Origin of the sequence: Nostoc sp., assembly GCF_036919495.1 — a bacterium.
GTDB lineage: Bacteria > Cyanobacteriota > Cyanobacteriia > Cyanobacteriales > Nostocaceae > Nostoc.
This window is the reverse complement of record NZ_JBALBZ010000029.1, coordinates 1-24275: the sequence shown is the minus strand read 5'-3', so window position 1 is coordinate 24275 and position 24275 is coordinate 1. Positions and strand designations below refer to the sequence as shown.

Genomic DNA, 24275 nt, shown 5'->3' with positions numbered 1-24275 from the left:
GACTGTTGAAGGATTTCCCCCAGTCATCCACTTTGGTTTGGCTAGCTTTCCACTCTATCCCGTAAATCTATGACTCTCCAACTCACAGTTCCCAATATGGCTTGTTCTGCTTGTGCAAGTACCATCACCAAAACACTTCAGGCAGTCGATGCCAATGCTAACGTTCAGGCTGATCCAACAACCAAGCTTGTCAGTGTAGAAACTCAAGCATCAGAAACAGCAATTAAGGAAGCGTTAGCTGCTGCTGGTTATCCAGTTGCTTAAAGAAAGGGGACTGGGGACTGGGTACTGGGAGATTTGAGGTTTTGAAGTGAATGAACGAGTCTCTAATTCCCAATTCTTAACCCCTAATCCCCAATCCCTAAGCTAATCGACATTCAAGTTGCATAATCAGGGCGGGCAAGATGCCTACCCCACAAGATATTAATAAAATTTTGATATGCAAATGAGATGTGTTTTAGCTTAATCCCCAATCCCTAATCCCCAATCCCTAATCCCCAACATGGATACTCTCACACTCAAACTTCGAGGCATGAGTTGCGCCGCTTGCGCCAACAACATCGAAAAGGCAATTCGCTCTGTTCCTGGGGTAAGGGACTGCAACGTTAACTTTGGAGCAGAACAAGCCGCTATCAAGTACGATCGCTCTCTAGCCAATTTAGAGAAAATCCAAAGTGCGATCGCATCTGCGGGATACTCTTCTTACTCACTCCAGGAAGAATTGCTCACCGAAGAAGATGATGCAGAGATTGCGAGTAGGCAAGCATTACAGAGCGAACTCTCCCTCAAGGTAGTGGTGGGAGGTATAATCAGCATTTTCCTATTTTTGGGGTCGTTCCCTATGATGACTGGGTTGAACTTGCCTTTAATTCCAAGGTTCTTACAAAATCCTTGGATACAATTACTGCTGACAACTCCCGTCGTCTTCTGGTGTGGTGGATCTTTTTACCGCAATGGCTGGAAATCCCTCAAGCGCCATACGGCGACGATGGACACGCTAATCGCTTTGGGCACAAGTGCAGCGTATATTTATTCTTTGTTTGTCACTATTTTCCCAAACTTTTTTATTGCTCAGGGCTTAATACCTCATATTTATTACGAAGTTGCCGCCATTGTCATTACCTTAATTTTGTTGGGGCGGTTACTAGAAAATCGCGCTAGGGGGCAAACTTCTGAAGCCATCCGCAAACTCATCGGATTGCAAGCTAGAGATGCCAGAGTTATCCGTGATGGAATAGAAATTGATGTTCCTATCGCCGAAGTCAGAATTAATGATGTGATTTTGGTGCGTCCTGGTGAAAAGATTCCATTAGATGGTGAAGTGATTACAGGCGCTTCGACGGTAGATGAAGCGATGGTGACGGGTGAAAGTTTGCCAGTCAAAAAGCAGGCGGGAGATGAGGTGATTGGGGCGACGATTAACGGTGCAGGTGCTTTTCAGTTTCGGGTGACACGAGTCGGAAATGATACGTTTTTGGCTCAAATTGTCAAACTAGTGCAACAAGCGCAGGGTTCTAAAGCACCAATTCAACGCTTGGCAGATCAAGTTACAGGATGGTTTGTACCAGCTGTGATTGCGATCGCGATCGCCACTTTCGTCATTTGGTTTAATTTCACTGGCAACCTTACCCTAGCAACAATGACAACGGTAGGTGTACTAATTATCGCTTGTCCCTGTGCTTTGGGTTTAGCTACCCCCACTTCTGTAATGGTGGGGACTGGCAAAGGTGCAGAAAATGGCATTTTGATTAAGGGTGCAGACAGCTTAGAACTAGCACACAAAATTCAAACCATCGTTCTAGATAAAACTGGCACTTTGACTCAGGGTAAACCTACAGTTACAGACTTTGTAACTATCAATGGCACAGCTAATGGTAATGAAATCAAGCTTTTACAGTTAGCAGCAACGGTAGAACACAATTCTGAGCATCCTTTAGCGGCAGCAGTGGTGAAATATGCCCAGTCTCAAGAGGTGAGTTTAACAGAGGCAAAGAACTTTCAGGCTAATGCAGGTAGTGGTGTTCAAGGAGTTGTTTCAAATCAACTTGTGCAAATTGGTACACAACGCTGGTTAACAGAACTTGAAATTAATACCGTAAGTCTCCAGCAGTATAAAGATGACTGGGAAGCGGCTGGTAAAACAGTAATTTTGATTGCTGTAGATGGCGAACTGCAAGGAATAATGGGTATTGCCGATGCCCTCAAACCTTCCTCAACAGCAGTAGTGAAAGCTTTACAGAAGTTAGGTTTAGAAGTAGTAATGCTTACCGGAGATAATCGTAAAACTGCTGATGCGATCGCAAGACAAGTTGGCATCCAGCGAATCTTTGCCGAAGTCCGTCCAGATCAAAAGGCCGCGATTATCCAATCCCTTCAAAGAGAGCAGAGGAAGCAGGGGGAGCAAGCAAACAATTATTATTCTCCCTCATCCCCCCATTCCCTTGTTGCAATGGTAGGTGATGGTATAAATGATGCCCCAGCCCTAGCACAAGCTGATGTAGGAATCGCTATTGGGACAGGAACAGATGTAGCGATCGCAGCTAGCGATATCACCCTAATTTCTGGCGATTTACAAGGAATTGTTACAGCTATTCAACTTAGTCGCGCCACTATCAACAATATCAGGCAAAATCTCTTCTTTGCCTTTATTTACAACGTTATTGGTATTCCCATTGCGGCTGGAATTTTGTTCCCTATCTTTGGTTGGTTACTCAATCCAATTATTGCCGGCGCTGCGATGGCTCTTTCTTCGCTTTCTGTTGTTAGTAATGCCCTCAGATTGCGTAATTTTCAACCAAAAACTATCTCATAATTTCAGGATAATTTAGGAAATGTTCAGTAAAAAAATGCTTTGGGGAAGCCTTACAACTTTAGTGCTTCTCACTGGAACATCAGGTGTAGCATTAGCAGAAATGCCAGCCCACTCGCCAGAGCAAAACAGCCAATTTCACCAGATTGAGCAACCTTTGGGCTTGAAAGTTGGGGTTGCGATCGCAGGTTTAGCCTTGATTGGACTAGAGTTGTGGTGGTTTCTTCTCTATAAAAGTCCTGAGTCTTAGATGAGGAACAAAAAAATTGCTTTATTTTTTAATTTTTAATTCTGCCTTTCCTAGTAGTTTCTCAAGTTTAAATTAATGGCTAAACAAGTTCGTACTAAGGACTTTAGTCCTTATTTTATAAACACTAAAGTCCTCACTACAAATACTAAAAACTAGTTTGACAAAGTACTAGTACAGCACGACACCAATAAAGCACCCATTCCAAATTAATGAAATGCTGACGCTGTATTCATTTTTAATTTTTAATTCCGTCCTGCGGTACTAGTGTTTTGAATAATAGGACAAATTGTATCCTCATGCTGTCCGCCTATATTCTTCCAGCCTGAAAGTAATCCCTTTATTTCAGACCGTAAAGTTAACAACTGATCAATTTGGCGATCAATTTGCGATAGCTTTTCTTCGAGCTTTTCTTGAATTTCACCACAGGGAGCTTGTCCTTGGTCATAAACCTGAAGAATATTTCCTATCTCCTCTAGGCTAAGACCAAGATTTTGTGCCCTTTTAATAAATGCTAGACGAGTCAGCACATCCAATGAAAACTGGCGGAAGCCTCCCTCTGTTCGTCTTGATGATTTAATTAAGCCTAAACTCTCGTAATAGCGAATTGTCCTGATAGGGATTTTGCTTATATCTGTTACCTGACCAATTAAAAGCAGTTTTGTCTCCTGAGTTAACATGGCAGATTTCCCGATTATTGTAATTATTATTACATATTTTTCTAATATATTAACTCCTTTGAGAGGTTAGCAAAATTTTGGTGTCCGTAGTTTAATTTTTATCCAATTAGAGATATTACTAAGTTGTGATTTTTCAAATATCTATTTTTTATAGATATAAGCTGACATTTGGCTAGCATAATTTTAACATTTTTAATAAACTTAACTCAATATTTAGTCTTTTTAATTTGCTCATTTTATTAGGTAACTGTTTCTCATGGTACTGAAAGTAACTGTTTTTTTCTTGTTCTCATGTTACTTCTAGATCAATAGCTTCACCTCAAGTGAAACCATAAAATGAATCTCAACTCGCAGACTTTTATCTCAACCCGTAAACCTAAAAACTTCAATAATCCAGAGCATTTTATTGAGGGATGGTATTGGGTAATACCCTCTCAAAATCTGCGGGTGGGTGAAGTAAAACCTGTAACAATTTTGGGCAGAGAACTAGTGATTTACCGGGGTAAAGACAAAAGAGTAACTACCTTTGATGCCTACTGTCCACACATGGGCGCTCACCTTGCTGAAGGCAAAGTTGAGGGTAATGCACTACGTTGTTTTTTCCACCACTGGAAGTTTGATGCTGAGGGGATGTGTATTGATATTCCATGTTTAGATACACCACCTTCCTTAAAATTACAAACTTGGCCTACTGCTGAGAAATACGGGATGATTTGGGTTTGGACTGGAGAAATACCACAACAACCCTTACCTTTTGTTCCAGAGTTGGAACAAAAAGAGTGTGATGTCGCCATCCATTCTCATTTTGTGATGAACTGTCACCCCAGCGTGGTGATGATTAATGCGATTGATGCTCAACACCTCAATACAGTTCACAAGCTGCCAATAGAAATTATTTTTGAAAGACAAGAACTGAACGAGAATGCAATTATCTTCAGTAATACTACACCTATCAAAGACAATTTCTTTTTCATTAAGCTCATTCGTATTTTCTATAAAAATGCCATAACTTACAGTATTTGCTATTGGTATGGTAGCATTGGCATTGTGACACTTGGCCCTGATTTCTTCTATGTCCACATGATGGTTGCAGTTCGCCTCCACGAAGCAGGAAAAACTGAAGGTCAAGTTCTGTTGATGACTAAAAAACGTAAAGGAATTTTTGGTTGGTTATACAATCGAGTTGTGCTATGGCTGACTAAGATTGCAGCTAAGTACTTTCTCATGGGTGACATTAAGATTCTTCAAACAATTCAGTTTGATTTGAAAACTCCCATCAAAGCAGATCAGTCGATCATGCAGTTTATTAACCATGTTGAAAAACAGCAATCCCTAATGTGGGGGACTTGGCAAGAAGTGCGATCGCGTGATGTCGAAAGCAAGCCCAAGCGTGAGAGATGGCAAGATAAAATGAGTAATGACTAACATTATTTCTATATGCCCAGAATTGCGTCAGGCTGCTCAATCAATTAAATGCACACGAAATCATAGCATTGTCAACAATCTTTGCAACAAATAAATCGGCTCTAGGGGCGAGATGCACGTCCCTAAAAATGTAGCCATAAATAGCAGGTATTTTGGTAAATGGTATAACAATTAATAAAAGTTCAATGAAATTACTTTGAACTTTTAATTTATTTTTTACTAGGCTAGCAGATAAATAAAAAGAAGTGGCAAAGCCACTTCCTAATTCCCAGGTAGAACCTAAGTCATGAGTATAACCATTACAAAAATTTGAAATAGTATAAACAAACACCAATTAACTTAATATCTATGTTTTCCTTATTTTCTCGGTCAAAAAATCCTGATTTTCATCAGCCAAATAACTGTATATTTACATAGTCTCATGATTACAATGCAGACTCAAGTTTATCTAGTTCATCGCTAACATGTGCCAGTTTTGCCTCTTTATCAAGAAGCTGCTGTTCTAATTGAAACTTTACTGCCGTACCAGCCTCAATAGCTACAGCTTTCTTCATCTGCTTTAACTTCTACCTGCCAAGATGATAATCATCGGCGTTTTTTGATTGTTTTATTGGAAAAAATGAGAGAAAATCAATCCCAATAACTAATTGCTCCCAGAATGTTTACGGTTTTCCCACTGAGTTTTTTTCATTCTTTGTAATACTTTCAGAAAGCTAAACTGGTGTTTAACATACTACTACTCACCTGAATTCAATACAACGATAATTTCTGCTAGCCTAATTCCCAAAGGTTTCCAGTGGCGATTGCTGGAGGAAAAAGTACCATCCCCAGATACTGCTTGGTAGTCATTGGGGAACTTTTCAGAAGCATTGGGAGCCGTATCTACTCGCAGGATGAGTTTGCCCTGATCGCGGGATAATCGGCTACTATCTAACAAAATAGTACCGCCGTAATCCCACGCTAATCCATAGAGTTTAAAATCACCTAACTTCTTGCGTAATTCGCTCAATGGGGTTCCCACTCCAATACCTTCGCGGGTTTTCCAAGCTGAACCCAGGTTACGCACATCTAAAGGTTTGGTACGAGTATTATCACTCCAAACTACTAGCAGAGAGCGTCCTTGATTTAGGTTTACCTGAGTAGCTGCAAAACTACCCATTCCTTCAGGGCCAGAAATGGTTTTGTCAACGAGATGGGATGCACCAAACAGCTTGGCTAAATCTTGCTTGGTGGTTTTGCGTGTTATCGGCCCAATTCTTTCCCCAGGAACGATTAAGGTGTCTTTTGAGAGTTGCGTAGACGCGCAGAGGCTTGTCGTTAGACATCGCGCATCGGTTGGCGGTTGATTGGTTTTTTGTGGTAATGCAACTACTGGGTTAGTTAATAGTAAAGCTAACGCAACCGTAGCGATACTTTTAATAGATGGGTTCACAGTCTACCTCTGGGAGAATCCGATTTGGGAGTATTCAATATATTCAATTATTGCTTTTCAGTTTTAACTTCTACAATTTCCTAATTACAGATTCCCGATTTACCAATAAATTTATTTCATCACTCTAGTTGCGTTGAAAATTGCAAGTAAAGCTACTCCCACATCAGCAAATACAGCTTCCCACATTGTCGCTACGCCTAAAATACCCAATCCAATGAATACACCTTTAATTGCTAACGCAAAACCAATATTTTGCCAAACAATTGTGCGGGTTTTTCTGGCTATTTGTATTGCTTCTGCCACTTTTGAGGGCGCATCTGTCATGATTACAATATCAGCTGTTTCTATCGCTGCATCTGAGCCTAACCCACCCATTGCTATACCAACATCTGCTCTAGCAATCACTGGCGCATCATTAATGCCATCCCCAATAAAGGCAACTTTACTATGCTTGCCAACGGTGCTGATTAACTTCTCAATGGCATTGACTTTTTCTTCTGGTAATAACTCTGCTTCGTAAGCATCTATACCTAGTTGTTCAGCAATCCGGGATGCGATCGCTTGATTATCTCCTGTCAACATTACTATTCTCTCTACACCCATTCTCTTGAGTGCTTGAATAGCAAGTCTTGCATCTTCTTTTACTTCATCAGCAATGATAATATATCCAGCGTAAATATTATCTACTGCTAGATGAATAACTGTTCCCTCTAACTGGCAATTATCATGAGCAATATTCTCTCTATGTAATAGGCGATCGCTTCCCGCTATCACTACCCTATTTTCAACCTTGGCTTTAATTCCATAACCTGCTATCTCTTCATAATCTATCACCTCAAATTCATCAATTTTTCCACCATAAGCTTTGCGGATAGATTGAGCAATGGGATGATTTGAGTGTAATTCTACTTTGGCGGCTAATTGCAGCAATTCTTGTTCAACGTAGCCATTTGATGGTACTACTTTTGCTACTTTAAATACGCCGTGAGTTAACGTTCCAGTTTTATCAAAAACAACTGTATTCACTGCATTTAAAGCATCTAAAAAAGTAGAACCTTTAATCAAAATACCACGTTTAGCTGCACCTCCTACGCCTCCAAAGTAACCTAAGGGAATACTGATAACTAGTCCACAGGGACAGGAAATAACTAGTAAAATTAAAGCGCGATAAACCCATTCTGAAGAAGTTGCGCCAGCAATGAGTAAAGGAGGTAATAATGCAACTGCTAGAGATGTAAAAACTACTATTGGCGTATAATATCTGGCAAATTTGGTAATAAATTTTTCTGTTTCTGCTTTTTTACTTTTGGCATTTTGCACCAAGTCTAAAATCTTAGCAATGGAAGAGTCATCAAATAGTTTTGTTACTCTAATGCTGAGAACACCCATTTTATTAATCATCCCAGCCAAAACTGTCTCTCCCAACCTTACCGATCGTGGTACAGACTCTCCAGTTAATGCAGATGTATCGACTTGCGAATTCCCATCTATAATCTCACCATCTAAAGGAATCTTTTCCCCAGGTTTTACGACGATAATATCTCCAATATTTACTGTATTTGGGGATACTTTTTTTAGTTCTCCCTCTGTTTGAATATTGGCATAATCTGGACGTACTTCTAATAAAGCTTTGATGGAATTACGGGAACGACTAACGGCAATATCCTGAAACAATTCCCCAATTTTATAAAATAACATAACTCCGACAGCTTCGGGTAACTTATGAATTGCGATCGCCCCTAGTGTCGCTACTGCCATTAAAAACGTTTCATCGAATATTCTGCCTTTGAGAATATTGCGCCCAGCAGTTTTTAAAACACTCCATCCACTTAATAAATAAGCTGGGATAAAAAGCAGATATTCACCTATTGAGTAGAATGTATTATGTAATTGATTTTCAAAAATTACACCAGGCGCATATAAACTTAAAATCGCTACTAAAGGCAATACCTCATTTTTCAGATTGAATTCTCCACCGTGGTCGTGATTGTGGTCATGGTTATGATTCTCATCATGATTATGATTCTCGTGATGGTCATGTTCACAGTTGCAAGAACCTGAAGATTCTGAATGTACTTTCTGCTTCATTTTTTCTGTTGAGGCTAGTAAATTACTTGATATATGAGCCTTTTTTCAACTTTAATGAAAAAAAGAACTTTTTACAAGTTGATAATTTAAGAACGAGAATCTATATCAAATTTATTGTTCAATATTTATCCTATTTTTAGCTAAAATTAAGCTTTTTAAGCTTGTAAAGATATTTATACTGATTCTTAGTTGTATAGAATAATGTACGAAATGACTTTTGTTCGTAGTGAGCTATTCATCGCTCTGTATAAGATAAGATTTCAAAAGGGAATTGCTGACATCAAGCCAACAATCACCATCTTGGGGATATAGAGCGGATTTAAATTTGCTCAAGTAGACGACTAAGGTTTTCAAGCCATCTGAATTCTGCTGTAGCAGCTAATTGGCGATCGCACTGGGTAGATAGGGAACATTCTTGGATAACAAGTGTCAGGCTAGCTATTCTTAGGGAAAATCCACTTGAAGTTTGAAAGTGAATCGAATACCCTAAACTAGTAGACAATTTTCTCAAGTAAATCCATGAACAAAAAAATTCTTCTGAATTTGCTTTCCACTTCCTCAATCTTTGTATCGATGATGTCTACACTGGTGGCATTTCATCCTGCCCATGCTAGTGGCAGTATTACACAGCGATTGATGCACACACAAGACGGTCGTACCTGTATCACTAATCCACATGGTGGAACAGATTTTGTGTGCATTCGAGATTCAGAGAGAAAGGTACCGTATACCTCATCTGCACGTTCCTCGACCATTGTCACATCAGTATCAGATCAGAATATTGCCATGTTGAATTTTACTGATGCGGAAAGTGATGCTGCAATTAGGTTATTTAAATGTGACTGCCCGCTATGTATAAATTCTTTGCGTCAGTTGCAGGGTACTGGGAACTTGGTGTACTAAGATTGAAAACCGTTGACAGCGACTATAACTTCTGTTAGATACACATGATTAATCACGTATAGAACATATACGAAGCCAAAAAAGCATTTTTAACCACTTACCATTACTATATATTTGGTCAAATGTAAATTGATTTTTGGGGCAGTTTGTAGTACTATTTTAAACCCCTCAAATAAAAAACTCCATACCCTTGTGAATGGAGTTTTTGGGTATGGGTAATGAGGCATGGAGAATAATCACCAATAGTTTTAAGGCAAGTCCTAGTCCTCTCAAAGATTGCAACACGTTGTTCAGCCGATTACCAACACAACAGCGAGTTAAAGCTCCCAACGAATAGAGCCGATGATTGTCAAGGGCGCACCTCTTTCAAGACCTAAAGTGTAACCATAGCTATTTCGGAAATAGTCTGTATCAAATAGATTACGAATATTGATCGCAGCGTTTAAGCGATCTCTACGGTAGTAAATCGCCGCATCGGTACGCAAGTAATTGGGTAGTTCAACCGAGTTGTCTGAAAATGCCGTCCGCTCACCCACATAAAAAAGACCTAAACCAAATCCTAAACCTTTGAGATCGCCCTTCTGGATTTCATAGGTTGTCCAGAGGCTAGCTTGATTTTCTGGGACACCCAGCAATTTGTTACCTACAGAAATGTCAATATCCTTGGTAACTTCTGCATCGGTATAGGCATAAGAACCGATCACTTTCCACCCTGGTAAAATCTCACCCGCGATATCTAACTCAATCCCTTGACTCCTTTGCTCCCCTACTTGAATCTGAAAATTACGGTCATTTGGGTCTTGTATTGTAATATTCGTCTTGGTGATTTGATAGGCTGCCAATGTTGTTGAAAGCTTTCCGTCTAGAAAGTCAGCTTTAATGCCTGCTTCATATTGGGTTCCTTTGGTCGGCTTAAACGCTCTACCATCAGGATTGAATCCAGAGGTAGGAAGAAAAGATTGACTATAGCTGGTGTAGAGAGAAACCGATTTACTCGGCTGATACACTAACCCAATTCGGGGGCTGAAAGCACTATCATTTTGTTCAGGAGAATCAATTCCGCTATTTGTCCCATTCAGTGAAACCCAATCTAAGCGCCCGCCAATTAATAGCTTCAGACTGTCTAAAATACTGATTTGATCTTGAAGGTAAGCACCATAAGATTGAGTATATGAATCGAAACTATAATTTGGAATATATACGGGGTTTGAAATATTGTAATCTGGGTTGAAGATATTTAGATTAGGAAGAGCAGAATCGGAAATAAAAGCCTCAAAAGTCTGAACATTGCGATTAAAATCAAAACCCACTAAAAGTTGGTGCGAAATCGATCCCGTCTTAAACTTTCCAAGCAAGTCGAGCTGTCCAAAATAATTATCTATTGAGTATCCACGTCTTTCAGCATTAATACCTACTAGAAAACTATCATCAACTAGATATGATCCTCCAGCAAATGCGTCTCTAGTTCTAGTAGTAGCCACTGAAAAATTGTTACGAATCTGCCAGTTGTCGCTCAACTTTTGATTCAGGATGTAGCCAAATTTTTGAGTCTTGGCATCAATAAAGGTTAAATTAGGATAACCGAGAAAGATATTCCGAGGCAGGAAGCTACCATCGCTGAAAAACCAACTGCCAGACTCATTAGGATATCCATTATAGTTAGTGTATTCATAGTATAGATTCAGGTCTGTTCTATCCCCCAATTTGAGAGTGATTGAGGGTGCGATCGTGGTTATATTTGTTTTGACGAAATCTTGAAACCCCTCCGAACTTTGATAGCTCGCAATAAAGCGATAGAGTACAGTTTTATCGGCATTTAATGGGCCTGAGAAATCAATGCTGGGCTGATAATAGCCAAAATTCCCCGCCTCAAATCCGAGACTGTAGTAGGGTTCACTCAAGGGTTGTTTGGTGATAACGTTGACAATTCCACCCGGTTCTACGGCTCCGAATAGAACTGAGGCGGGGCCTTTGAGAACTTCTACTTGTTCAATCGTCCCAACGCCTGTCAAACTGAAGAAATCAGTATCTCGATAACCATTACGGAAATTTCCGCTTTGATTAAATCCTCTAATGATTCTGCTTCCTGAAGGCGCACCGAAGTTATTTCCGCCATCAGCAACGCCACTGACCGTTTCCACTGCCTGATTTACACTTCTGACGTTGCGATCTTCCAGCACCTGTCGCGGCACCACCTGAATCGATTGGGGAATATCGCGCAATGGTGTGTCGGTTTTAGTGGCAGTTGACGAATCTGGTATGTTATACGTATCTTGCTCCCCCGTCACCACCAACTCAATCGGCTCATCCTGGGGTGTCTCGCTTGCTGGCTTTTTGTCGGCTTGCGGTGTTTGGGGTTGCTGTGGTGGCTGTGTCGCTGTTGCAGTAGATGCTACGGCAAAAACCAGCCCTGCATTATCATCAAATAACTCAACCGTAGGCAAAGCTTTTTCACCCACCACCGTCACTCGCACAGTATTTGCATCTATGTTTGTGACTGTTATTTCAGTAATTCCCGTAAGGGGTTTTTCCGAGCGGAAGGTGAAACCCTCGCCCGATGGTAAACTCAATTGGGTGTTAGGAATATCGGTAATAAAATTATTACCAGCACTGCGGTTTATAAGTTGTAATTTTTCCCCTTGAGTGGTTTGTAAAATTACCTCCACACCTTTTTCTGTAGGGTTTGCTTTTACCCCTGTTATTTGTGTAATTGTTGGCGTGGGTGTAGTTTGCGGTGTGGGCAACTGCACTAGCAATTGTTGAGCGCTGGTGATGGAGGTTTCTAGGTCGCTCAGTTGCCAGATTTTTTGATCCCCCCGCTTTGTCAGGCGATCGCCCTGTGCAGAAGAATCTATTTGTTGAAGTGAACTGTCAATAGCTTTTTGAGATAATTTATCTCTATTCTCAAGTTTTGTTTCTGCCCAAGCAGGTTGAGTTACCACGGCGCTGATAATTCCGACCACGCTTGCTGTTACCCATAGATAGATATTGGGCTGCCAACTTTTCATACCGCTCCCCACACCGTTTTGATTAAAATGCTTATTGCATATAGTTATTAATTGCAATATTGGCTGAGTATAGAGAAGCGATCGCGGGTGGGTCTATATCCAAAACGGCATTACAGTCGCAAAACGGCATTAAGAGCTGGAAATATTCTTTTTCCCTGACAAACATTCACTGGGTGTAATGCCGAACTTGCGTTTGAAGGCGATCGCAAAGTGTCCTTGTTGGGCATAACCCACTAAATTGGCAACCTGAGTCACAGTTAATTTACCAGAGCGTAGTAATTGCTCTGCTTGTTCCATACGTTTACTGGTAAGATAACCAAACACCGTTGTGCCAAAGAGTTCTCTAAATCCATTACCGAGAGTGCGATCGCTCACTCCCACAAGTTGCGCCAATTCCGGTATCAATGGCGGATTCTCCAGACGGGAAAGCAAAATATCCCTAGCATGGTGAATACGGACAATAGTTTAAGCCTTTAGTCGTGGGTATGGTTGCAGTCCATCCGACTCTGCCAGAATGGGAGCTAACTGCAACGCCATTAATTCTTGGATCTTTGCCTGCAAATACATCCGCTTTATCATTCCTTGGTAGGGACAGTTAACGATTTGCTGTGCTACTCCTTGAATAGCGGTTGTAATTTCCGGGTAAATCAATGTCTGCCAATCATTACTCTTTGTGAGAAACTTCAAATGGGGAGAAATATCTCCATCCTCTGTCGGGAAAAAGGTTCTGAGTAAATTAGGTGTCATCTCGATGTCAACACTTGTGTACTGACCTTTTGGAGTTGCCACTAACCTTGTTCGTTGCACGCCGCTACCAGAAATGAGTGTGTAGCCTTCCCCAACCTGTCCTCCGTGCTCGTCTAGACTTTTGCCTAAAAGGGTAACTTTAAATTGTAGGGGATGATCCCATTCAATAATTTTTCTTTGCAAGTCATGGTGAAATTCTATGTCCGTAATACAAAGTGAGAGATTGGGATGCACTTTAATCTCTCGCTCATATCCTTTACCCTCCCAACTAGGCACTTGATAAATAAACTCATCTGGCTCTGGGTTTTGCAGGTTATTCATTCATTTCAGCTTCTGCCTCCTCCTTCCAGCGCTGTTATAGTAATAGTCATGGTAGGTGGTAGAGATTAATCAAACCAAAGCTTATTGAGATTAATTATTACTTGTTTTTTAACCTTATACAAGTTGAACTACTGACCAATTATTCCTTGATGGTACAAGCCCCTAAATTCATTTTATAGATAGATAAATTTTAAACTTTGCTTGGTTCAAGCCCCCGGATTTATCCGTGGGCATTAATTGCGAATGGGCAAATGCGCGAAAAAGCGAATTGTGCTGACCTTATAAGAGAGAATTTTTGCGTCAGTTTTGGGATGTTTTTTTATTTGGAAGTCCCTTATTCAACCACCTCATTCACAGGGAATCTATCAATCAACTGCATCGCCCGATGAGCATTGCGTTGGAAAGAGTCTGGCAAATGGGGAACGTGGGGTATTTGCGATAATAAATCCAACGTCCGCCGTAGAATTCTCACCACATCGCCTTCATCCAAGGTGGTATTCTCGCAGAGTTCTATCCACTCCATTCCTAGCGCCCATTGTTCGACTATGGCAATTAGCTCAAATTCCAACCAGATAGGCAGCGCTACGTTATACCGCCGTTGTAGTTGGAACATTTGGCGGCGAATTCCGCGCAATTTTGCTAAGGCTTCTGCAACTTCATTACTAAGTTCAAAGTTAACTTTGCTATCTGGACGGGGAGTTTCCATCACCAAAGCGGCGGCGGCGGCGGCTAAATGATGCGGATCTAAGTTGTCCAATTCACCACTAGCGAATACTAAACCTAGCCACAATTCATTTTCGCCTCGAATGGCGGCAGCAATTCGCCCTAATACTGTGGGCACTAAGTTATCTAAAGCGCCAAAGTGTTGCAGAATTGCGATTAAATTGAGAAATTCTTCCCAATGACGTTGTGACTGTTGCTCTACTTGCCCTTGCACCTGTTCAAGTTCGGCTTCTAGTTCGACATAGCGGGACCGGCGCTTGAAAAGCGTGGCAGCATTGCCTGATTGATGTAGGGGATGAGCTTCTAATTGCTCTTGGATGGCAGCAGTGCGACTGAGTTGTTCTGCTACTTCTGGTGCTAGATTCAAAGATTCTATTGGATTGGGAATACGCGCGGCGATCGCAAATGTTTCTTGATTACCCCGGCGTGATTGTCCTGGCTTCAAAGGCATCTCTGGCGGTGGTAGTAAATCAGGTGGCACTTCAATTCGCGGCAGTTCGGCATACAAATCGACTACATCCCCTGTCGTTGCCACATACCAGCGATTATCGTGCCCCAAGCATACCAAGTAAGGAGCTTGACCAGAACCAGGCGATTTGCCCACTAACACCGCGGTTACAGGTGTAGACACTGTGATGTTTTTACCTTTGAGACTCAACAGAGTTCCTGACACTGCAAATCCCAACATCATCCCCAATTCTTCTTGTCTATCTTCCTGCGCTTGCTCTTGCAAGGTTTTCAATATCTGGCGTTCTACTTTCAGGCGTTGCCGCAATTTTTCATAAACAGCCAGTTCATTTTCATCAACTGCGGCGATTTGCTCATGTAGTTGAGCTAATTGGTTTTGCAGTTCGGCAATCTCATCGTATTCTGGTCTTAAATGCAAGGTGGCCATGTACTGCCCAAAGCTGCGTTCTATCAGTTCCCTGGTTTGCTCTAGGGTGTGTGTTTGCAGCAAGTTGAGTACCATGCCATAACTGGGCGTAAACTGGCTTACAAGGGGGTCTGGTTTGGATGTTCCCAAATACGCTGCTTCTTTAGCTCCTTCAAAGGGAGTTTGGACTGTCACCACATGACCTTGTTTATCCATCCCTCGGCGGCCTGCTCGTCCCGCCATTTGCAAGAATTCGGAAGCGTTCAACAAGCGATGTCCAGTATCGGTACGTTTGGAAAGGGTAGAAATTACTGTTGTCCGGGCGGGCATATTAATTCCTGCCGCTAGTGTCTCAGTGGCGAATACTACTTTAATCAGCCCTTGCTGAAATAGTTCTTCTACCAGTGCTTTCCAAGCAGGTAAAATTCCGGCGTGGTGGGCAGCAATTCCCCGGTATAGAGGTGCAATTTGCCCAGAACGCCCGGCTTCGGGATTGCGGGCTAAAAAGTCATCAATCTGTTGCCGTAAAATCTGGGACTCTTCATTATTTACCAGCCATAAATCACCAACTTCCGCCACGGCTTTATCACATCCCCGGCGGCTGAAAATAAAGTAAATCGCTGGTAGCATATCCCGTTGCTCTAACTGGCTCAAGGTGAAAACGATTCCAGGAGCCTCCGGTCTACCACTTCTCCCCCTCTCCCTTTCTCCCCCTCTCCCTTTCTTCTTCTGAATAAGGCGGGGGTTAATTTTGGTTTTGCTATCATTTAGCAGGGGAAATAACCCTTTGGGATTGCAAAAGTAAAATTCCAAGGGAACTGGGCGAAAATCGGAGTAAATCAGGTCAGTTGGGCCGTGAACGCGGTTTAGCCAATCGGTGAGTTGATCGCTGTTGGCAACCGTTGCTGAGAGGGCTGCCAGTTGTACTTCTCGGGGACAATAGATGATTGATTCTTCCCAAACAGTACCGCGCTGGCGATCGTTCATGTAGTGGCACTCATCAAGTATCACCGCTTCAACGTCTACTAATGAGATGCCGACTTGCCCAATGGGTGTGCCATAGAGCATATTTCGGAAAATTTCTGTGGTCATCACTAAAATCGGTGCATCTCTGTTAATGGAGGCATCTCCAGTTAACAGTCCGACTTGATCAAACCCGAATTTTTCTCGAAAGTCACGTAATTTTTGATTCGACAGGGCCTTTAGGGGAGTAGTATAAAATACACGTTTTCCTCGCGCCAAGGCGCGATAAATGGCGTATTCCCCGACTAATGTTTTGCCCGAACCTGTAGGGGCACATACGACTACGGAGCGTCCGGCGTTTAGGGACGCGATCGCTTCTTTTTGAAACTGATCCAGATCAAAGGGAAATATAGACCCTAGGTCAAGTTCTGGAGACGGTGCAGGATAATTCACTCAATCACATTTGCAACCAGATTGTTTACTATACTAACGAGTCTTTTGTCAACTTCGTTAATAGTCATTTGTCATTAGTCATTAGTTTTTCACAAATGACCAATGACTAATGACTCTTTATTATTTTCCCAGTTCTTGCGATCGCTCTGTGGCAGCTTTGACTGCTTCTATTAAAGCTGAACGAAATCCTGCCTGTTCTAGCTTGGCAATTCCCGCAATGGTTGTACCACCAGGACTGGTAACGCGATCTTTAAGTTCTGCTGGGTGCATTTTGGTTTCATGTAACAGTTTCGCTGTTCCTAGTACGGTTTGCAATGCTAGTTGATTAGCAATTGCTCTAGGTAAACCTGCGGATACTCCGCCATCAGCAAGTGCTTCTACTAGTAGCGCCACGTAAGCCGGGCCGCTACCAGATAGCCCTGTGACTGCATCCATCAGCCCTTCTGAGACTTCTACGACTTCCCCCACAGCAGAAAAAACCTGCTGTGCTATTTGGTGGTGCTTGGCATTGGTATATGCACCCGAACAAATGGCGGTAATTCCTGCTCCCACTGTTGCTGGGGTGTTGGGCATTGCTCTGATAACAGGCAATTGCACAAATGCAGCTTCTAGCTGACTCAAAGGCACACCTGCTAATATGGAAATGATTAGAGGTGAGTGTTCTTTATTAAGAAGATCAATATCTGTTAATTCTTGAGCGATCGCGCTGAACACCTGCGGTTTTACTGCCAAAAAGACAACTTCTTTGACTTGAGCGAAAACTTGGCTATTGTCTGTAGTCACAGCAACATTGTATTGCTGTTTTAAAAAATCTAGGCGTGAAGATAGCGGTTCGCTAACTATAACTTCTGATGAGTGATAAATTCCACGCGCAATAAGGCGGGATAAGAGCGCTTCTCCCATTACCCCACCACCAATTAAACCAAATTTTATAGTCATTTATCATTTGTCATTTGTCATTAGTCGGTTGTCCTTTGTCATTTGTCACTATTATCAAAATCTATGACTAATCACAAAGGACAAAGGACTAACAACTAATTTAACTTTATTGTGCCATCCGGTTAGTTTCGTTGCCCCAGGTTTGATTTGGAGAACCTGTAGGACGAGAAGGGCGTGCTGGGGGTTGTGGTACTTCATGAAGAACGCCACCTTGGGTGCTAACTTGGACACAACTTGGCGTAAATAAGAAGATGCTCTCACCGATGCGCTCTTGATGTCCATCTAGTGCGTAAGTACCACCTGCAACAAAATCTACTGCTCGTTGAGCTTGATCTGGATCCATGATTGTCAGATTTAATACCACTGACTTGCGTTCTCGCAACGCTTGAATTGCCTGAGGCATTTCTTCAAAGGTGCGTGGTTCGAGTACTAAAACTTCCGAAATTCCGTTAATTGCTCCTGGCATACCAATCACATTCCCCATTGGCTTTGAACCTGCTGTTATATCATCTCCCATTGTAGGCACTGGTTCCCGCCAGCGTCGATTTTGAGCGGCTGGGCTTTCCTGTGGTGCTGCTGGTTGGGGATTTTCTTGCTGATACAGATTTTGGTAATTATTATCTGTTTCTGGTTCTTCTTCGTAATACTCGTATTCAACTTGCTCATTTAGACCCACAAAGTCTCTGAGTTTAGAAAATATATTGTTCATTGTCTGTGTACTCTCCTGGTGCGAATAGCCGATATTGACTTGGCTTAGGATTGATTGAGTAAAAGCGAGCGCTACATCGGTGGATACTTCAGCAAGTATATTGCTATTTGTAACCCATACTACTGGTTTTGGCGATGAACTGACACTTTATGCAAAGGTCTGTGCATCGCCTAAACATAATAATGAGTCAAGATTATATCCTAAGGTTTGTCCGAAGGGAAGTTCTTTTTACCCTATTTTCCCTTAGCGATTGCTTTTGTCAATACTATATCCTTTGTTTCTAATTGCACCAGTCTGCTACAAAATTCTTGTCATCAAATCCTGATCTCTATTAATACTGAAGAGCAAGGCTGATCGGCAAAGGCTAGGAGCGATCGCCAAACAAAATTGTTCCTAATCGTACCATCGTTGCACCTGCTTGCACTGCCAGTTCGTAGTCGCCTGACATACCCATAGATAAGTGCTGCATTTTAATATGTGACCAGTTCTGCTCCTGGATTTTCTTTGCTAGCTCACGATTGAGATTAAATACATTCAAAATTTCGGGATCATTTAATCCTGAAGGTGGAATTGTCATCAAACCTTGAATTTGTAAATTTTTGTATTGATCGAGTGTGGGTAAATCAGCTAAAAGTTCTGGCACACTCCAACCAGACTTGTTGGGATCGGGGAGAATTTTCACTTGCAGGCAAACCTGGGGACTCACTCCTAGCTGTTGTGCCAATTGATCTAAACGCTGTGCCAGCTTCAAATTATCGACGGAGTGAATCCAAGAGAATTGTTCAATGGCTTTTTTGGCTTTATTGCTTTGCAAATGTCCAATAAAGTGCCAGGTAATATCCGGTAAGTCTTGCAACTCGGCTTGTTTGCTGGCGGCTTCTTGGATACGACTCTCCGCAAAATCACGAATTCCTGCGGCATAGGCAGACCGAATGGCCTGGGCAGGAACTTGCTTGCTAACAGCAATCAATTTGACTGAAGTTGGTAGAGAGGAGCGAATGGAAACAATACGTTCGGAAATCGAACTATTCATTGGAAGGTGCGTTGGAAAACACTTTGAAGCTGATCGTACTCTTGAGATTGTCCACTGCGCCGCAGGGTACGTAAGCGATTTTCCAACATCATTCTAGCCTCAGTCCGTCCTAGAGACTGGAATTTAACACCTTTAACGTCATTTGCAACCAAAAAAAACAATCGCTGCGCATAAAGTGTGGTGAACAAATCCTGGTTTTCATCAACCATACAGATTTTGTAAAGTAAACCCCAAGTTGGATGGTTTATGTAAGTTTCTGCGTTTTCTGGATTCATTTAAGAGTCAAGGTGTAGTCAAGGTGGAGTATGTATATCTTTTCGCAGTGAATTCCAAACATTCAGACGATAATACCAACATTCGTCAGAATATTTCCTTAAAATGCAAAACTGCGGTTGCGAAGACCTTGATCTAGTTTCTGATGGGCAGATGAAGCTAGTGGTAGTGAAGCGAAATGGTACAACATGACACGCGAAACGTAGACTCGAAGAGTAGAGGCTTGTCATAGATTTCGCCTTATGCTTTGGTGACTCAAATACACGAACCTGGCGGCACAAAGCATAAAACAGTGCTGACCCTCTTATTGAAACTTTAGCGTGGCAAGGGAAAACACCCTTTGAAATTCCCAACGGCAACAGCTAACTTCTCAACTTCTTTCCATACTGCCACAAGTGTGGCTGAATGGCACAAAATTTGGGAGTGGGGAGTGGAAAGAGGCAGAAGGGCAGGGAGCAGGGAGCAGAGGGGAAAGAGAAAGAAGTAATTTTTTATTCTCCCCCATAATAGCTCCCTGCTTTCCTGCCTCTCAATACGGTTCAGTTAAGGTGCATAGGTCTTAAAGATCCCCCTTAGTCCCCCTTAAAAAGGGGGAAATAGAGCCATTTTGAGCAAGCCTTTTTAAGGGGGGTTGGGGGGATCGAGTCTTATCCGAACCGTATTGCCCTGCTTCTTCCTCATCGCCCTCATCCTTCCCTATTCCCTATCTAGCATTTTCAGGGCTGCCAGTTGTGCTTGAGCTTTGTGCAGAGATTCATACCATTCTTTCTCAGGATCGCTGTCTGCGACAATTCCCGCGCCAACTTGTCCCCAGACAATGTTGAGTGCTGAGTGCTGGGGGATGTGTCTTGAGTGCGGAAATAAAGAAGAATTTACTCCCCCTGTGTCCTCTGCTCCCCCTGCTTCTTGAGACACAGGGGCTAGTAGCAGGGTGCGGATTAAGATATTTAAATCTAAATGACCACGCCAATCTAAATAGCCGCAGGAACCGTAGAACAAGCTGCGTCGCACGGGTTCTAGTTCTTCGATAATTTCCATGCAACGGACTTTGGGACAACCTGTGATTGTGCCACCTGGAAACGTGGCGCGAATCAAATCAATGGCAGTGTATTCGCCTTTTAAAGTACCTTTGATGTTGCTGACAAGATGCATTACATGGCTATATCGCTCAGTTGTCAGCAATTCGTCAACAGTAACCGTTCCCCATTCACAAACTCGCCCTAAATCATTGCGTTCCAAATCCACCAGCATGATGTGTTCTGCACGTTCTTTGGTGTTGCTGAGTAAATCTTGTGCTAGTTGCATATCTTGTTGTGGAGTGGCACCACGCGATCGCGTCCCAGCGATCGGTCTGGTTTCGGCTTGCCGATTTTGCAACATTACCAACCGTTCCGGCGAACAACTGATCGCTTCCCCCCAAGGCGTTTGCCAATAGCTAGCAAAAGGAGAAGGATTGATTTTTTGCAAGGCTTGGTAAATTTCCCAACCAGAAGCCGATGTAGACGCTTGAAATCGCAATGAAAGATTTGCCTGAAAGATGTCTCCAGCTTGAATATATTTTTTTGCCTGGTTTACAGCTGTTTCATAATCTGCTTGCGATGTCAAAAACTGAGGAGGCGAGGGAGATGAGTGAGATGGGGGAGAAAATTCTACTTTGTTCCCCAACTTTCCTTTTCTGTTCTCTAATTTGTGCTGGAACTCATCGAGTTTACTTGCATCACTGGCGGCTAGCCAAAGAATTTGTTGCGCGTGATCTAAAACGGCAAAACAATCTGGTTCATACCAAAAAGCTATAGGAAATGGTAGGGGATCAATTTTACGATATGGTAACTGTTCAATTTCCCATGCTACATCGTAGCCTAGCCAACCTAACCAACCGCCCGTGAAGGGGAGATGGGGAGGCAAAGAAGCGGGGGGAGCAGGGGGAGATGGCAGAGAAAATACTACCTCATCCCCCTCATCTCTCCCCACTCCTTGCTGTAAGAGCTTTTCTAGGAAGGGAAAAACTTCTCCTACTTCTGGTGTCCACATCTGGGGGATGCCATCGACTAGGCGAGGAGCGCCTGCACAGATAGAATATCGGCTGAGTTGAGGATGATCGATTGGCGTTGGGTAGGGACTTTCCAGTAGGGTAGCAATTCCCGGTGTGGAGGTGGAGTGAAAAAGAGCAGCAAAAACTTCCGAACCTGTGCGCTTTTCTAAGGGTAGCGATCGCCAATACCAAGCCTTGATCATACTGTTTATAAGCGTTGCAAAATTAGACCTGAGTTCCTATAGCTAGCCGTATTCCCCAGAATAAAATTAAAGTTGCGATCGCAAGCCAGTCACGCCCTTTAAATCGTAAGTCGTGCCACTGCACTCGATGCTCGTTGGGACTGGTAAAACCCCGCACCATCATTGCATTCGCCATTTGATCGGCTCGTAAGAGCAGATTTTCTAACAATCTCTCTGCGACTGTCATCCAAACTTTAAATCCTCCTTTCAATCCTAGCTTTTTCCAATTAATTGCCCTTGTCATCACGGAGCGAAATAAGTTTTGCACTTCTTCTAAAACTAGGGGGATAAAGCGCAAGGATAAGGTTAAAGTTAAAGCAATTTCGGTGACAGGCCACTTAAAGCGTCGCAGGGGTTGCATTAGGCTTTCTATGCCAGATGTGATTTCTTCTGGTGCGGTTGTCAGCAGATACAGGTTGGTGCTGTAAATTACGGTAAATATAATTGTACTCAGACGTACAGCCAAATCCAAGGAATAGCGAGTTACTTTGACTGGCCCTTTGTGAAATAGCACATAGCTGTATTTGTTATTACTTGCTGGCTCTTGAATAATATTTTTGGGGTTTACTGCCTGGGTTAATATTTGTTCATTAGCTGGGAGGCGTGGCTGATAATCTACACCCATTCCATCAGGACTGATGGCTCCGATCGCTAAGACAAAAAACGATAGCATTAATAGCCAACCCATTTGCTGCTGCCATACTCGGCGGGGAATTCTGGCAATCAAGGTGGCAAGAATCAATAGTACAACTAGCAGCACCCGCCAAAAGTTGTTAGCTAAAACATAGCTTGTTAAAAAGCTCATCAACCAGGCGAACTTGACTCGCGGATCGATTTTATGCAGCCAAGTTTGAGGTTGTTCTAAATAAAGTCCAAGTGGCAGCGATCGCAATAAATCCATTTGAAAGTTAGGAATTAGGAGTTAGGAGTTTTGACTTCTGGGTTAACCTATTATGTTGACATAGGCTTAAAAATAGCAATTTTGGCTTTTTTAACTCATAACTCCTGTACAGACACGATTCATCGCTCTCTCTTGTACAGACGCGATTCATCGCGTCTCCTAACTTATTTTGACGCGAGTTGCTCTATTAACATTACCAATTTCAGCATCACGGACTTTTTTGCTCCGCCACAGCAAGATAATTGGTGTGCCTTTAAATCCTAGCTGTTGCCGGAATTGGCGTTCAATGTAGCGACGGTAGTTGTCGTTGAAGCGTTTGGAATCATTGACAAATAGTGCGATCGTTGGTGGTTGGCTACTTACTTGTGTACCATAATAAATCTTGCCCTGACGCCCACCACGAGATGCTGGCGGTGAATGCCAACTGACGGCATCTGTTAAGACTTCGTTAATTACTGATGTGCTGACACGGCGTTTGTGTGATTCAGCCGCAGTTTTCACCAATTCGAGAATTTTTTCTACCCGTTGTCCTGACAAGGCACTTACAAAAATTGTTTCTGCCCATTCGGTAAAATGTAACCGCGATTGCAGAGTTTTTTCGTAGTCGTAGATTGTGTAAGAGTCTTTTTCGACAGCATCCCACTTATTAACGACGATGATGCAAGCTCGACCTTCTTCGATAATCCGCCCAGCTAATTTTTGGTCTTGCTCAGTGACTCCATCTACGGCATCTATTACTAATAAAACCACGTCAGCGCGGCGAATCGCTTTGAAAGCACGGTTAATACTAAAGAATTCTGTGCCGTATTCTATGTGTTTCTTTTTGCGAATGCCTGCGGTATCAATCAAACGGTAGGTTTGCCCTTCTCGTTCAATGACGGTATCAATAGCATCGCGGGTTGTGCCAGAAATTGGGCTGACAATTGCCCTCTCTTCTCCTACAAAAGAATTCAGTAAGCTCGATTTGCCTACATTCGGGCGTCCCACAATTGCTACTTTGATTTCATTCGTGTCTGGGATGTCTTCAATAGCAGGTATGTGGTTAACTAACTCGTCGAGTAATTCTCCTGTGCCACTTCCATGAATCGCGGAGATGGGGTAAGGTTCGCCCAATCCCAATTCCCAAAACTCGGCAGCTTGCATTAAGCCTTGTTCTGGGGATTCACATTTATTTACAGCTAGTAGCACAGGTACAGTTTGTTGGCGCATCCATTCGGCAATTTCTAAATCTGCCGAGGTGGGGCCTGTTTGACCATCTACAACAAAAATAGCACCACACGCTTCTGCAAGGGCTGTCATTGCCTGTTGGCGAATCAGTGGTAAAAATTCGGTATCATCATTAAAAACTAAACCACCAGTGTCTACTACCAAAAATTCGCGACCATTCCAGAAAGCTGGTAGATAAGTGCGATCGCGTGTCACTCCCGGTTCATCATGGACAATCGCCGTTTGTTCCCCGGCGAGTCGATTAAC

21 protein-coding genes are annotated in these 24275 nt (G+C 42.6%); 5 read left to right on the top strand and 16 right to left on the bottom strand.

The annotated features are described in order from the left end of the window. The first annotated feature begins 69 nt into the window (after nt 1-69). The 3 genes from V7K25_RS03755 to V7K25_RS03745 all read left to right on the top strand — a co-directional run bounded on the left by V7K25_RS03755 (nt 70) and on the right by V7K25_RS03745 (nt 3059). On the top strand, nt 70-264 hold the full coding sequence (locus V7K25_RS03755) for a heavy-metal-associated domain-containing protein (protein ID WP_194042273.1): 195 nt from the start codon (nt 70-72) through the stop codon (nt 262-264). Nucleotides 265-502: 238 nt separating this feature from the next. Next, nucleotides 503-2812 (top strand): heavy metal translocating P-type ATPase, encoded by a 2310-nt coding sequence (locus V7K25_RS03750; RefSeq protein WP_335155196.1) that lies wholly within the window; start codon nt 503-505, stop codon nt 2810-2812. 19 nt (nt 2813-2831) lie between these two features. Beyond that, nucleotides 2832-3059 (top strand): hypothetical protein, encoded by a 228-nt coding sequence (locus tag V7K25_RS03745; protein WP_335155194.1) that lies wholly within the window; start codon nt 2832-2834, stop codon nt 3057-3059. Between the two features lie 242 nt (nt 3060-3301). On the opposite strand, the gene V7K25_RS03740 is transcribed toward V7K25_RS03745, so the two are convergent. Continuing rightward, nucleotides 3302-3736, bottom strand: coding sequence for a heavy metal-responsive transcriptional regulator (locus V7K25_RS03740; RefSeq protein ID WP_335155193.1), 435 nt, complete (start codon nt 3734-3736; stop codon nt 3302-3304). A 336-nt stretch (nt 3737-4072) separates the two neighbouring features. Between V7K25_RS03740 and V7K25_RS03735 the strand changes: the two genes are divergently transcribed. Further along, nucleotides 4073-5161: an aromatic ring-hydroxylating dioxygenase subunit alpha gene (locus V7K25_RS03735; RefSeq protein ID WP_335155191.1), complete on the top strand. Its 1089-nt coding sequence runs from the start codon at nt 4073-4075 to the stop codon at nt 5159-5161. Between the two features lie 425 nt (nt 5162-5586). Here the strand turns inward: V7K25_RS03735 and V7K25_RS03730 are convergent, their stop codons facing one another. From V7K25_RS03730 to V7K25_RS03715, 4 genes are all read right to left on the bottom strand, one after another. Continuing rightward, nucleotides 5587-5715, bottom strand: coding sequence for a hypothetical protein (locus V7K25_RS03730; RefSeq protein ID WP_335155189.1), 129 nt, complete (start codon nt 5713-5715; stop codon nt 5587-5589). Between the two features lie 182 nt (nt 5716-5897). Further along, nucleotides 5898-6593 carry a hypothetical protein gene (locus V7K25_RS03725; RefSeq protein WP_335155188.1) on the bottom strand — a complete coding sequence of 232 codons (696 nt, stop codon included), beginning with the start codon at nt 6591-6593 and terminating at the stop codon, nt 5898-5900. Nucleotides 6594-6704: 111 nt separating this feature from the next. After that, on the bottom strand, nt 6705-8681 hold the full coding sequence (locus V7K25_RS03720) for a heavy metal translocating P-type ATPase (protein ID WP_335155186.1): 1977 nt from the start codon (nt 8679-8681) through the stop codon (nt 6705-6707). Nucleotides 8682-9000: 319 nt separating this feature from the next. Beyond that, nucleotides 9001-9183 carry a hypothetical protein gene (locus V7K25_RS03715; protein WP_335155184.1) on the bottom strand — a complete coding sequence of 61 codons (183 nt, stop codon included), beginning with the start codon at nt 9181-9183 and terminating at the stop codon, nt 9001-9003. Between the two features lie 17 nt (nt 9184-9200). Between V7K25_RS03715 and V7K25_RS03710 the strand changes: the two genes are divergently transcribed. After that, entirely contained in the window at nt 9201-9584 is a 384-nt protein-coding gene (locus V7K25_RS03710; protein ID WP_335155182.1) for a hypothetical protein, read from the top strand. Between the two features lie 317 nt (nt 9585-9901). Here V7K25_RS03710 and V7K25_RS03705 read toward each other — a convergent pair whose 3' ends face one another. The 11 genes from V7K25_RS03705 to der form a co-directional block, all read right to left on the bottom strand. Then, entirely contained in the window at nt 9902-12592 is a 2691-nt protein-coding gene (locus tag V7K25_RS03705) for a TonB-dependent siderophore receptor (protein ID WP_335155180.1), read from the bottom strand. Between the two features lie 129 nt (nt 12593-12721). Beyond that, on the bottom strand, nt 12722-13024 hold the full coding sequence (locus V7K25_RS03700) for a helix-turn-helix domain-containing protein (protein WP_335155178.1): 303 nt from the start codon (nt 13022-13024) through the stop codon (nt 12722-12724). Nucleotides 13025-13057: 33 nt separating this feature from the next. After that, complete coding sequence (locus V7K25_RS03695) at nt 13058-13660, bottom strand: hypothetical protein (RefSeq protein ID WP_335155177.1); 603 nt, start codon at nt 13658-13660, stop codon at nt 13058-13060. Nucleotides 13661-13994: 334 nt separating this feature from the next. Further along, nucleotides 13995-16673 carry a DEAD/DEAH box helicase gene (locus V7K25_RS03690; protein WP_335155175.1) on the bottom strand — a complete coding sequence of 893 codons (2679 nt, stop codon included), beginning with the start codon at nt 16671-16673 and terminating at the stop codon, nt 13995-13997. Nucleotides 16674-16793: 120 nt separating this feature from the next. Beyond that, nucleotides 16794-17612, bottom strand: a complete 819-nt coding sequence (gene proC, locus V7K25_RS03685) for a pyrroline-5-carboxylate reductase (RefSeq protein ID WP_335155173.1) — start codon at nt 17610-17612, stop codon at nt 16794-16796. A 106-nt stretch (nt 17613-17718) separates the two neighbouring features. After that, the gene (locus tag V7K25_RS03680; protein WP_334744616.1) at nt 17719-18321 is read right to left on the bottom strand and encodes a cell division protein SepF; all 603 of its coding nucleotides are present in this window, start codon (nt 18319-18321) and stop codon (nt 17719-17721) included. A gap of 364 nt (nt 18322-18685) precedes the next feature. Next, nucleotides 18686-19354, bottom strand: a complete 669-nt coding sequence (locus V7K25_RS03675) for a YggS family pyridoxal phosphate-dependent enzyme (RefSeq protein WP_335155171.1) — start codon at nt 19352-19354, stop codon at nt 18686-18688. Then, nucleotides 19351-19629, bottom strand: coding sequence for a transcriptional coactivator PipX (gene pipX, locus V7K25_RS03670; protein WP_109010971.1), 279 nt, complete (start codon nt 19627-19629; stop codon nt 19351-19353). The genes V7K25_RS03675 and pipX overlap by 4 nt, the downstream gene beginning before the upstream one ends. 694 nt (nt 19630-20323) lie before the next feature. Beyond that, nucleotides 20324-21862 carry an anthranilate synthase component I gene (locus V7K25_RS03665; RefSeq protein WP_335155169.1) on the bottom strand — a complete coding sequence of 513 codons (1539 nt, stop codon included), beginning with the start codon at nt 21860-21862 and terminating at the stop codon, nt 20324-20326. A 22-nt stretch (nt 21863-21884) separates the two neighbouring features. Then, nucleotides 21885-22802 (bottom strand): energy-coupling factor transporter transmembrane component T family protein, encoded by a 918-nt coding sequence (locus V7K25_RS03660; protein ID WP_335155167.1) that lies wholly within the window; start codon nt 22800-22802, stop codon nt 21885-21887. A 159-nt stretch (nt 22803-22961) separates the two neighbouring features. Further along, on the bottom strand, nt 22962-24275 hold a 1314-nt coding region (der, locus tag V7K25_RS03655; protein ID WP_335155165.1), incomplete at its 5' end, for a ribosome biogenesis GTPase Der.

Bases quoted from the DNA above. Each gene is read 5' to 3' on its own strand.
- V7K25_RS03745 (WP_335155194.1), top strand. From the start codon at position 2,832: ATGTTCAGTAAAAAAATGCTTTGGGGAAGCCTTACAACTTTAGTGCTT.
- V7K25_RS03675 (WP_335155171.1), bottom strand. From the start codon at position 19,354: ATGAATAGTTCGATTTCCGAACGTATTGTTTCCATTCGCTCCTCTCTA.
- V7K25_RS03695 (WP_335155177.1), bottom strand. From the start codon at position 13,660: ATGAATAACCTGCAAAACCCAGAGCCAGATGAGTTTATTTATCAAGTG.
- V7K25_RS03730 (WP_335155189.1), bottom strand. From the start codon at position 5,715: ATGAAGAAAGCTGTAGCTATTGAGGCTGGTACGGCAGTAAAGTTTCAA.
- V7K25_RS03680 (WP_334744616.1), bottom strand. From the start codon at position 18,321: ATGAACAATATATTTTCTAAACTCAGAGACTTTGTGGGTCTAAATGAG.
- V7K25_RS03755 (WP_194042273.1), top strand. From the start codon at position 70: ATGACTCTCCAACTCACAGTTCCCAATATGGCTTGTTCTGCTTGTGCA.
- V7K25_RS03740 (WP_335155193.1), bottom strand. From the start codon at position 3,736: ATGTTAACTCAGGAGACAAAACTGCTTTTAATTGGTCAGGTAACAGAT.
- V7K25_RS03720 (WP_335155186.1), bottom strand. From the start codon at position 8,681: ATGAAGCAGAAAGTACATTCAGAATCTTCAGGTTCTTGCAACTGTGAA.
- proC (WP_335155173.1), bottom strand. From the start codon at position 17,612: ATGACTATAAAATTTGGTTTAATTGGTGGTGGGGTAATGGGAGAAGCG.
- V7K25_RS03705 (WP_335155180.1), bottom strand. From the start codon at position 12,592: ATGAAAAGTTGGCAGCCCAATATCTATCTATGGGTAACAGCAAGCGTG.
- V7K25_RS03660 (WP_335155167.1), bottom strand. From the start codon at position 22,802: ATGGATTTATTGCGATCGCTGCCACTTGGACTTTATTTAGAACAACCT.
- V7K25_RS03735 (WP_335155191.1), top strand. From the start codon at position 4,073: ATGAATCTCAACTCGCAGACTTTTATCTCAACCCGTAAACCTAAAAAC.
- pipX (WP_109010971.1), bottom strand. From the start codon at position 19,629: ATGAATCCAGAAAACGCAGAAACTTACATAAACCATCCAACTTGGGGT.
- V7K25_RS03750 (WP_335155196.1), top strand. From the start codon at position 503: ATGGATACTCTCACACTCAAACTTCGAGGCATGAGTTGCGCCGCTTGC.
- V7K25_RS03710 (WP_335155182.1), top strand. From the start codon at position 9,201: ATGAACAAAAAAATTCTTCTGAATTTGCTTTCCACTTCCTCAATCTTT.
- V7K25_RS03665 (WP_335155169.1), bottom strand. From the start codon at position 21,862: ATGATCAAGGCTTGGTATTGGCGATCGCTACCCTTAGAAAAGCGCACA.